The organism is Candidatus Chloroploca mongolica (assembly GCF_004762035.2).
Lineage (GTDB): Bacteria > Chloroflexota > Chloroflexia > Chloroflexales > Chloroflexaceae > Chloroploca > Chloroploca mongolica.
In genome coordinates, this window is sequence record NZ_SIJK02000094.1 from 1 (window position 1) to 10,746 (window position 10,746).

Here is a 10,746-nt window from a genome sequence, read left to right on the forward strand (position 1 = left end):
AGGCGTCCTAATGCGGAATCGTGTCGTATCATCACGGTAAGTTCGCGCCTATAGGGGAGTTGGCCCCCCACCCCCTGCCCCTCCCCCACGAGGGGGGAGGGGAGTTGGCCCCCATCTCCCCCCTCCCCCCTCGTGGGGGAGGGGCAGGGGGGGTGAGGGATCCACCGCCGTTGGCACCACCAGATACCGGCAGCGCTCAGTCAACACGGTGTCGCCCCCCAGCATCTCGTACCAGATCTGGCCAAGGGTGTTGTCAACCAGGAACTCAACGACATAGCGCGGGGTAAAGAACTGATTGCGAAAGGCCAGTTCATTCGAAGTTCGCGGTGCAGCGCTCTCCTTGCGCGCCTGGTCGCGCAACTCCTTTGGCGTGAAGTACTGGTAGACCCAGCCGATCGTCTCGTCTTCAGTCCAGACGGGAGCCAGGGCCGGGTCGTTGATCAGGGTGAGCACCTGGTCAAGGATCGCCTGCTTGGGGAAGAGCCGGTTCGCCGGGTCTTCAGGGGCAAAGAGTGCGCCAAGCCCACCGGCAAGCTGCGTGCCCTGCCAGATCAGGAAGTTCTGGTAGGCGACATCCTGCTGGCCGCCTGTCCAGCGTGTCTCGTCCTCAAGATGTTCGGCAAGGTAGAACTTAAACCCATTCGCGTTCATCCCACGACCAACTGTTTCGCGCAGCAATCTGCGCTCGGGGTGCTCCATCAGCTTGAAGGCGCAGAGCCGATTGAGGTGGGTAAAGGCCACCTCACGCACCAGTTGCTCCACCGTCTCGCGAGCGACGCCTCCGTGTGGGCGTCGCCGATCGCCGGGCGTCAAGGCGTCGATATGGCGCACATGATCGACGATCGCGGCCCGGAAGCGCTGTCCATCGGGATCGAGATTGACCAGGCGCACGACATCCTCGATCATACCACTGCGCTCAATGCCAAACTCGCCGGTCAGCCGTTCGGCAACCGCCTCTTCCAGCAGGCGCCGGGCCTGCGTAACCGTGAGACGAAGTTGGTTGCGGAGCGCTTTGTCCATTATGAAGTCCGTGGGCGATGTCTACGGCTACAACTAGGGCAACCTAAGTATGGCTGGGAGCGATCACTCCAAGGGTAGTCTAGCACAGATAGCCATCATTGCTTGTATCGGATTGACCAAGCCTGAGAGACGTTCAATCTGCCGCCGCTGGATAGTGTTGAAAGTGTTGAACGACTCTAACTCGCTAAGTCGACTGATGGTGTACAATAATGTCAAGCTAAGCCAAAGAGATAAGGTTCTTAACTAATGATCGATCATATGCTGTCACTCTTTCAAGAACGAGCGCAGCGAGTCGAAGAATTAATGCGAAACAGCGGCTTGAATAGTCTTGACTATGTCGAGCAATTTAGTTACCTTCTCTTCTTGAAATTTTTGAGCGACATTTTACCTCAACCTGGCAACCTTTCGAAGGGAGAACAATTGCAAAATTACTGGCGTTACTCAACTTGGAATTCTCGCGACGCCAGTGACTTACCTCGCTTTGTTAGCCAAGAACTATTCCCCCGACTCGCTTCTCGCGGAATTGGGCATCCCAATATAGATACAGGGGTGCAGGCCATTTTCAATAATGCCTATCTTCTGGTACGCGAGCCAACCGTACTAAAGCAAATCATTGAGATTATTGGTGATATTTCTTTCGGCGAGTCGGAACCAAACCCCTATTCTGAGAATTTCACCATTCAAGAGGCTTATGACACACTTATTGGCAACCTTGCTGCAGACAATATGCAATTGTTTGGGCCGTTCTATACTCCCAAGTTCTTAGTTAGGTTAATTGTGGATTTAGCAAGACCGCAATTAAATGAGGCAATGTATGATCCTGCTTTTGGCACAGGTGGCATATTAGCTGCTGCAGGAGATTATATCAAAGAACGATCTAAAAAAACGAATTTTTATTTTTATGGTAATGATATTTATAGTATAAAAAACGCTTCTGTATATGGACGAGAGGTGAACTTTAGGATATTTAAACTTGGAATAATGAGGCTTGTATTTCATGGCATCAACCCAGAAGGTTTGCAAAAAGGAGACTCGTTAAGTCGAGAGGCGCAAACAAGCCCGCAACCCAGTTATCAGGTCATTTTAACAAATATGCTCTTTGAAGGAGGAACCACATCTACAGCTAGCAGAGCTGATTTTCCTATTCACACACACGACTTTTCCGCACTGTTCTTACAGCATGTTACCACTCGTCTCGCTCCCAATGGGAGGGCAGTTATAGTTGTCCCTGAAGGTTTGCTCTTTAGAGGAGATACTGAGCAAGAAGTTCGTCGTTACGTCTTAGAATCGTTCGAATTGGAGTCAGTTCTATCTCTTCCCCACGGGGTCTTTGCTCCTTATACCAGTGGCAAGGCTTCCATTCTCGTTATAAGAAACACCGGACGCCCTACGGCAAGTACATGGTTCTATGAGATTAGCAACCAAGAAATAGAGCGCCTGAGAAATCCAATGCGTGACTCGTCCGTACATTTCGACCTCGACAACTTCAGGAGTGACAAGAATTCGCGCAAAGTATTGATCGACGAAATAGTGAAGGAAAATTTTACCCTCAATGCAAGTCGCTATATAAGTCAAACTGAGGGCCTCGTTTATTCGCAAGTATCGCTAGATACAGTTTTATGTCTTAGCGAAGATAAAGCTCCAATCATCATAGAATCTAATCAGCAACTCTTGCAACTTAGCGTAAACACCCATCATCAAGGCGTGGATTTTCTGAGTTTTATCTCTAGCAACGACTTGCGAAACACGGCATCAAAGAAGCAATATCAGCAAGTTCACGCTGGACAAATACTAATCGATCCAACAAACTTTTCGCAAGGCGCGTTAGGGGTGGTTCCACTTCAATATGATAAGGGTGTTGTGCCTCAAAGATATTATGTGTATAGTTTGATAAATCCGTCTATCAACCCCGACTTCCTCGACTTTTGCCTTCGTAGTCGTCGCCTGCTTGATGAACTGGCCGCTTTAGCCCGAGCTTCATCGGGCCGTCTACGGCTCGCATCAAAAGCAATCCTTTCAATTATCCTTCCAGTGCCTAGCCTTGAGACACAAAACGAGTATGTAGGTAGGCTCCACACTCAACGCGAAGCGAGTCTTCATGCATTTCGCTTACTAAAGACCCTGAATGAGCTTGGCGATGGGATTGATCCAGCAACTTTCGGTTCCTATCAACGTGTTCGACTTAAAGATGTCATTGAAAGTATGCAAGGAGGGTTGCAAAATTCAGGAACACGAGATGGAGGGGAATTGACGCTCATACGTGTTCGAAATATACAAAGGAGTGGCATAAACTTGGCTGACTCAGTGTTCGTAGACAGGAACACTCTTCGTGACGCAGACGAACGCCTTCTTAAGAAAGACGATATTTTATTTGTTCGTGTTCATGGGAGCCGTGAAGAAGTAGGACGTTGTGTAGTTTTCGATTTGCCGGGCGATTACGTTTGCTCTTCCAATATAGTTCGTGTGCGTCTGAACTTCGAGAAAGCGAATCCCCATTTCGTGGTTCTATACTTAAATTCACCACTTGGCCGACGCGAAGTCACCTCTCGAAGTCGTGCTTCAGTCCAGTACAGTATCAATCAAGATGACATTTTATCGTTACTCCTAACGCTCCCTGATTTGAATGAACAAAAAGCTATTCTCAAACGTGTACGTGATCAACAGAAGAGAAGAAGGCAATTGACTGATGCACTACAGGAGCTAAGGGATGAAAGTTTTCATGTAATTGAAGAGATACTGGCAGAATTATATCGCTAAGGAGTCTTTTGTGATTACGCGTATATCATTAGATGCTTTTAAGGCATTTCAGTCACTAAGAATATCTCTTCGACCAATCACTGTAATCGCAGGTGCTAATAGTTCAGGAAAAAGTTCTTTAATCCAATCATTGTTACTACTTCGGCAAACCCTTGAGGGCAGACGAAATAGACCTCTTATTTTGAACGGCGAGTATTTGCAGCTATCTGAATACAGTGACGTTGTTTTTGGCAAGCTATTGACTGATAATTTTTCGATCGGGTTACGTTTCAAAACCGAAACACTACCTAGTGATATTACTGATGAAAGATTAGGTGAATTCTTTGGTCCAGCAGAGATTGACCTTATAAGAGAAAGTCGTCCTCAAATGCAAACCGAATATCACATCACCTTCGGTTTTCATCCAGATAATCAAGATATATACGTTCAACAAGGATTAATTCATGCTCAATATGGCCCTCTTATAGACCGTCCATTTCGATTAGAGTTTAATTTAGATGGAAACGTGTATTCTGGCAGTATAACGACACCTCAAATTGACACATTAGGTCTCCCAATTCAGGAAGAATTTACAGACATTGTTGCCTGGTACTACTTCTTACCTCAGCGTATAAGTCGAGCTATAGACGTAGAGGGTGAAGAATTAGAGGTTGATGTAAAAATCCTTGATCTGCTTGGCCTTCAGGTGCTTATCGATACACTTAGCCAGCAACTTCACTATATTGGCCCTCTTCGGAGTGAACCACAGCGCGCTTACTTAGGGCAAGTAGATCGTTCAAACCTTGATTTTCGTGGTGGCAATGTACTTCAAGTCTTACTTGATGAACAGCATCGCCTTGTCTCCTTTCCAATTAAAGGAACTGACAGGGTTGAAGAAATACCTCTTATTGATGCGGTAAACCGCACTTTAACCGATGTGCTTGGCCTTCATCAGACAATTAAACCCCTTAAACTGAATAACGTAGTAAATCAGTTGGCATTGCCACTTGATATGCCAGACGAGGTTAACTCATTAACGAGGAGCGGTGAGAAATACGTTACAATTGCAGATGTAGGTTTTGGGATAAGCCAAGTGTTACCAGTCATTGTAGCTGGTTTGTTGGCCAAACCAGGCGAAACTTTGGTTGTAGAACAACCCGAGGCGCATCTTCACCCTCGTGTTCAATCGAGCTTAGCTGATTTTTTTGTGTTACTGTTTCAATCAGGTAAGAATGTGATCGTCGAAACCCACAGTGAGCACCTTATTAATGGTTTTCGTGAGCAGATGGCAATGGATCTAGATAACCAACTCTCTTTACATAAGAATTTTCAACTCGTTTTTGTTCAACCGGCTCCTAGCAATGATCGAATAAAGGGAGCCAGTTATACTGAGATGACTTTTGATGAATACGGATATGGTATTGAATGGCCTCCTGAATTTCTTCCACGTAGCACTATTGAAAGCCAAGAACTCTTACGACTGATAGCTGAGAAACGAAAATTCCGCCGAAACAAAAACAAGGCGAACGAAAGTTAACGTCATCAACATACAGGCAAGTCTATGAAAGTCGTTTGCGTATACGATCCAAGCATGCTGTTTTTCAAACGAGGAGAACAGTTCGACTACGATCAATTTTTTGATATCATTGAGGCTTTTCATGATCACGAAAAAGCACGTAAACTTTTGGGGTTCAAGTTTGCTTGGGGAGAAATGCTGTATGAAGCTCTAGTAACAGATCCACTAATAGGAAATTATGCGACTTGGGGTATCTTGGGTGTTATTGCCAACCTCCTTACCACGTATCCAGACAGCAGTTCACCCGATTACTTTATTGTTGAAACTGATGGACTAGAACCATTTATTCCTGTTGAGCAGCCGCTTTTCAATCATAACGCAGGACTAGACATAGAAGTTGCGAATGCGTGGCAATTATTGATTAGCGCGAGCCTAGCGCTTGAAGGACAACCTCGCGTGTGTTTAGCAACTGGCCCGGAAGCATGCGGATTTCCTCAACCAGTCGTGCATAGCGACTCGGAGGAACATACGATATACCCAGTTAACAATGTCTTTGAGTGGGTTGAACAGTACCGCCTATCTCGAAACGGGCCTAGTCGCTTCCTTCCGAATGAATTTACGCCTTCATTAGAAGACGATACAGCCATGTTTCGCTTTTGTCCTCGCGATTTTGATTTTAGAGAGGAATTAGAGAGCTTGCTGATGATTGAATTAGATGAGGCGATGGTCCGCATGAGAAAATGGCAGGGCGTGAGAGGAAATCGGCGAGGGTATCAGGACTGTTGGGGCAATGTTTGGATGTGGAACGGTGAACACGCTCAGCAGCATTGGGATGTGCAAATCACAGATCAATTTAAACAACTCATTGGTGCAGCCGATAACCATCTCAATGTCAACCCTGCAAACCAACAGTATCGGCAAACAGATAGCCTCCTTCAGGGTGTGATTAAGCATGGTCTAGGTAGCTTCCGTCGTGAAGAACTAACCAAGATGAATTGTCCTCATAATGAATGCCCACGCAAATCTAAAGTTAATCATGAATTGAGATGATGCACTATGGTCTTTCAGAAAAAAGAATCTGAAGGGCAAGGGTTTCCATCGTTACTCCAATACCACGACGGCGCCTTCGGCGACGAGTTTATTCAGGGCCTCGCTTAATGCGTTCAGGGCAGCCTCGATGGCCTTGGGGCTATCAAGCGGGCGTGTGAAGAAGTTGGCTACGCGCAGGCGCTCGATGCGCTGCGCGGGCAGGGTAAGCTCCTGCAACCGGCTGATTGCCTGGCGCAACAGCGTTTCGGCGGCGGTGGTATCCGACTCAATCTGGCTGATGGTTGCGCCACAGCGTACGCAGCGTTCGGCGTCATGGGGCAACAGTTCCACCGGCGTTGCTGTCTCTGGGTTCAGGCACTGGCGGACTTCAAACGGTCGCAGCAGACTCGCACGGGTTGTTTCGTCGATCACGGCCCATTCCTCGCGCTGGGTTAGGCTGGTGATCGCACGAGCATAGGTATGCGCACGCTCGACGTGATGCTGGAGGTAGATGGCGCGGTAGGTCTGCAAGAGGAGTTGTGCCAACGCGCCAAGCCGCTCAAGGTGGAGATAGAACTCGTCCGACGTCTGACGTTCTTCCAGTTCTGCGGCAGCGGCGGTGAGTTCTTGCAATTGCGCTGGCTCGACGATCCGTCCTTGCAGCTCTGGCCAGCGTGAGCTCAGCGCCTCGCGCGCACGACGCAATTGCTCAATGTTCTCAGGCTTGAGGGCCTCGCGCATGCTGCGTATCCGTCCGCGTAGTTCCTTGAACGTGCTGCCCTCGCCAGCAAGCATGCGTACGCAGTCATCAGAGGCTGCGGTCTGCACGCTGGTGAGCAGATCGCGGTATTCTTCCAGCACGCTTTGCCCCGGCATCTGGTTGGCCCGTGCGTCGGCCACGACATTGAGCAGCGCGGTCATCTCTTCAGCGGCGACCTTCTTGAACGCCGCCGCGATTGCGCCCTCCTCCACATCAACCTCGTCGCCAGTCAACTCCTCGTAGGTGCGAACGGCGGCGATCAGGGTCTTGAGATCGATCGAGTCGCGTGGGGCAAAGCCGGCGGCTTTGAATGCCGTCAGGTTGCTAAATGGTGCCCGACTCTGCGGATCCTGGTGGTTGCGGAAGCGTCGGGCCTGGTGCGTCACCTCGATCGCGCCGGCGCGCAGCAGCACCGCGAGCACCAGGCGGATCATATCAATGTCCCAGCCGTAGCCCAGCCCTTGGAAGTGTTCGCTGAGGAGCTTGCCGGTTACACGGTTGCCATAGCTGTGCTCGCGGCGTAGGTAGTCGAGCACCTCTTTGGCTATCTCGGCGCTGGGCGAGGGCACATACTTCTGCCCCTCTTGCACGATCAGGCCAAGACCGCCATCGCCGTTGTAGAAGACCTGCGGTAGGGCGTTGAGATTGGCGGCTTTTAGGACCTCTTCGGCCTCGTTGCCCTTGAGTGGGCGAGCCCCCATCTCAAGCTTCGGGTAGAGGTCAGGGACACAGGTATCAAACAAGCGCTTGAAAATCTCGGTCGGCGTCCGCCCCAACTCTGAGCCGTCATAGGTGTTCCCCCGAAAGACGCCGCAGCCGCCGCTCAGCGCGTCGGTGAGTTTCGTCTGGAGGTGGCTCTTGACATTGCTCTCGGTCGTGCGCTCGCTTTCGAGGTTCGCCGCCTCTTCGGTCGTAATCTTCTGCTGGGCCTTGAGGGCACCATACTTTGCCACCATCTGGCGTGAGGCGTGGAGTTGCGCCACCAGTTCGTCGATCGCGCTGTTGAGGGCAAAGACCCACGTGATCGCATGCTTGCGCTCGGCTTCGCGGCTGCTGGCACGGACGTCGTCAATCAGACTCGTCAGAACGCTGTCGTCGTCGGCGAGCACCAGGCTCAAGGGTACCTGCGCCTCATCGTTCGACCGGATGCCGTCGATCGTGACGCCAACGCGGAAGGTGCGCAGCCCGTGGTAGGTGTAGGTCTTGAGCGCTGGCTCGTTGAAGATCGCGGCCAGCAACTCGCGCTGGATCTCCTTGCGCTCGCGGGGGCGTGGCTCCAGATAACGTCGGCGCTCCTCTGCCCAGGTCTTCTCTTGGGCCGTCTGTAGCTTGTAGCCCCGGTCGGTCTCGCGCACAAAGTCCTCTGCGATGAGCCGGGCAAGCGCCGCCTGAACCTCGGCCAGTGGCGCGGCCTGGCCGACCTCGTCGACCAGCAGGGCGGCGAGGTTGGCCGCCGTGCGGGGCAGCGCCGCGACGTGCTCGGTGAGGGCGATCACCTTGCCGACCCGTGCGGCCAGGCCCTGATCCTCGGGGATGTTCTTGAAGCGCTCGGTAATATCGTCAATATCTTTGCGCCGGGCCGAGCCCAGCAAGCCCTCGATCAACTCGTAAAGCTGATCCAGCGTCACCAGCGCCCCGATTGGGCGTTCAGCATAGTTGGTACGCTCGTTGACCAGCATCTGGTAGATCTGGCTGATGATGGTGCGGTTGCTCCCGCTGAGTTGGCGCAGGGTTGAACCCTGAAGCCGGAGGCCCGACATGATGTCGATTGAGAGCTCGATGTAGTGGGGCAGGTAGGGATAGAAGCGGATAAACTCGGCCTCGCTCAGCTCTGACCAGCGATTGGTGCGCTCGAGTTGGCAGGCGATGTTCAGCCGCCCCTGGTTTTCAGCAAAGAGCTGCCCCAAGGCCCGGGTGCCCGTGCCATTCTTCGCTAGCACGCGGCGAGTGGCGACTTCGCGAATATCGGCGGGCGAGAGATCGACCCGGTGCTGGAATCGATCTTGCACCTTGGCGAGCAGCACGCGCTTCTCGTCGCCGAGGGCTGACGTCACCTCCTCTAGCCGCTCCTGGGCAGTCACAATCACCCACGTCGGCGCGGCCAGCCGCCCGGCCTTGATGCGGTTTTTGCTCTCCTTGCCGTAGAGCTCCACCACCGCACGCAGGTCTTCGAGCCGATCCTGACTGAAGGAGACATAGGCACCAACCTCATCCATGACGAAAGCAAGCGCTTTGCCATCGCCACGCCCCGGACGACTCATCAGATCGAAGGAACGCTCAACGAGCAGGCGCGGTGTGACTTCAACGCGCTTTTCGGCGAGGCCATGCGCGAACGACTCGGCGGTTGGGTAGGTACGCGGATCCATCTGATGCAGAATAACACCGATCCGGTTCCAGACCTCGGCCCCCGAGCGACCGCGCCCGTGCCAGCCGTTGAGTGGCCTGCCGCCGGCATATTCCGCGTCGAAACGCTCGATGAAATCGGCGAGGCGGCCCTCGGCTTCAAGCCCAATCTCTAGTTCGGCAATATCGAAGTCGTCAGCATAGCCCAACTCGCGCAGCAGCACGCGGTACATATAGGGTGAGATGCTCAGGTTGCCCTGGCCCGACTGACCACGATCCTTTTGCACGTCAAAGAGCACGACCCGGTAGGACATACGGTGAATGATCGAGTCGACCAGGGCCGCAATCCGTTCATCGGCATCTTTCTCGCGCACCTGCGCCTTGAAGAGTTCAGCTGAACTCTGCCCCTGCACCGTGCGATTCGCCAGCACATAGCCCAGGATCTTGGCGAAAGACGATTTCCCAGAGCCGAAGAAGCCCGAGATCCAGACCCCGACGCTCTCGTCCAGATCAGCGGGGCCACGGGCAATCGCATTGAGCAGATCGATATATTGATCACGAATGCGATCCGTGACCACATACTCTGTGATCTCCTCAAACACCGAACGCTCATCGGCCTGGTCAACCTGGATGATCTCTTCGATCTTACGGCTCAGATCGCGCTCAAGAAGTTGTTGGATTTGCATAGGCGTCCTGCTTGTTGGTTGTTGGTTGTCCGTTGTTGGTTGTCCGTTGTTGGTTGTCCGTTGTTGGTTGTTCGTTGTTGGTTGTTCGTTGTTGGTTGTCCGTTGTTGGTTGTCCGTTGTTGGTTGTCCGTTGTTGGTTGTCCGTTGTTCGTTGTTGGTGTCAATGGGCAACGTCCACGAACCACGGACTACTGACCACGAACTAATCTTCCTCTTTGCCAGGTGGTGGGCCAATTGATTTGAGGTAGGCATTCAATCTTGGAGCCAACTCGTCAATCATCGGCTTGAGAACAGCGGCTTGTTCAGCTGTCACCAGTTTGCGCTGATAAGCGCGGTTGAGCCAGTGTTTTGTCTCAAAGAGCGAGCCACGCGCAATCTTAACGAAACGCCGATTATCCTGGAAGCTGCCACGCCCGGTGCCCTCGGCGATATTCGCACCGATGCTGTCAGCAGCACGGACAATCTGCTTCGCGATAGTGTCCTTCGCAAACTGATCCCAGCTGCCAACCATGTCCCATACTGTATCAGCAAGTCGAACCGCCAGTTGATACACGTGCAATTTCTCGAAGTTTGACTGCGTCACTTCCCAACCTCACCACAAACCACAAACCACAAACCACAAACCACAAACCACAAACCACAAACCACAAACCACA

General features: G+C 51.9%; 6 protein-coding genes. 3 read left to right on the forward strand and 3 right to left on the reverse strand.

The genetic code is table 11. The features are described 5' to 3' along the window. Positions 1-48: 48 nt before the first annotated feature. The gene (locus tag EYB53_RS23905; RefSeq protein ID WP_135481864.1) at positions 49-1,020 is read right to left on the reverse strand and encodes a BREX-1 system adenine-specific DNA-methyltransferase PglX; all 972 of its coding nucleotides are present in this window, start codon (positions 1,018-1,020) and stop codon (positions 49-51) included. A 258-nt stretch (positions 1,021-1,278) separates the two neighbouring features. On the opposite strand from EYB53_RS23905, the gene EYB53_RS23910 reads away from it, so the two are divergent. From EYB53_RS23910 to EYB53_RS23920, 3 genes are read left to right on the forward strand one after another with little or no spacing between them, the layout of a single operon-like run. After that, positions 1,279-3,777, forward strand: a complete 2,499-nt coding sequence (locus tag EYB53_RS23910; protein WP_209949636.1) for an N-6 DNA methylase — start codon at positions 1,279-1,281, stop codon at positions 3,775-3,777. A gap of 10 nt (positions 3,778-3,787) precedes the next feature. Then, on the forward strand, positions 3,788-5,293 hold the full coding sequence (locus tag EYB53_RS23915; RefSeq protein WP_167857586.1) for an AAA family ATPase: 1,506 nt from the start codon (positions 3,788-3,790) through the stop codon (positions 5,291-5,293). A 24-nt stretch (positions 5,294-5,317) separates the two neighbouring features. Continuing rightward, positions 5,318-6,322 (forward strand): hypothetical protein, encoded by a 1,005-nt coding sequence (locus EYB53_RS23920; RefSeq protein WP_135481871.1) that lies wholly within the window; start codon positions 5,318-5,320, stop codon positions 6,320-6,322. Positions 6,323-6,373: 51 nt separating this feature from the next. Here the strand turns inward: EYB53_RS23920 and brxC are convergent, their stop codons facing one another. Both brxC and EYB53_RS23930 read right to left on the reverse strand, forming a co-directional pair. Beyond that, positions 6,374-10,090, reverse strand: coding sequence for a BREX system P-loop protein BrxC (brxC, locus tag EYB53_RS23925; protein WP_205712750.1), 3,717 nt, complete (start codon positions 10,088-10,090; stop codon positions 6,374-6,376). A gap of 202 nt (positions 10,091-10,292) precedes the next feature. After that, entirely contained in the window at positions 10,293-10,673 is a 381-nt protein-coding gene (locus EYB53_RS23930; protein WP_135481876.1) for a four helix bundle protein, read from the reverse strand. Positions 10,674-10,746: the final 73 nt, after the last annotated feature.

Bases quoted from the DNA above. Each gene is read 5' to 3' on its own strand.
- brxC (WP_205712750.1), bottom strand. From the start codon at position 10,090: ATGCAAATCCAACAACTTCTTGAGCGCGATCTGAGCCGTAAGATCGAA.
- EYB53_RS23910 (WP_209949636.1), top strand. From the start codon at position 1,279: ATGCTGTCACTCTTTCAAGAACGAGCGCAGCGAGTCGAAGAATTAATG.
- EYB53_RS23905 (WP_135481864.1), bottom strand. From the start codon at position 1,020: ATGGACAAAGCGCTCCGCAACCAACTTCGTCTCACGGTTACGCAGGCC.
- EYB53_RS23920 (WP_135481871.1), top strand. From the start codon at position 5,318: ATGAAAGTCGTTTGCGTATACGATCCAAGCATGCTGTTTTTCAAACGA.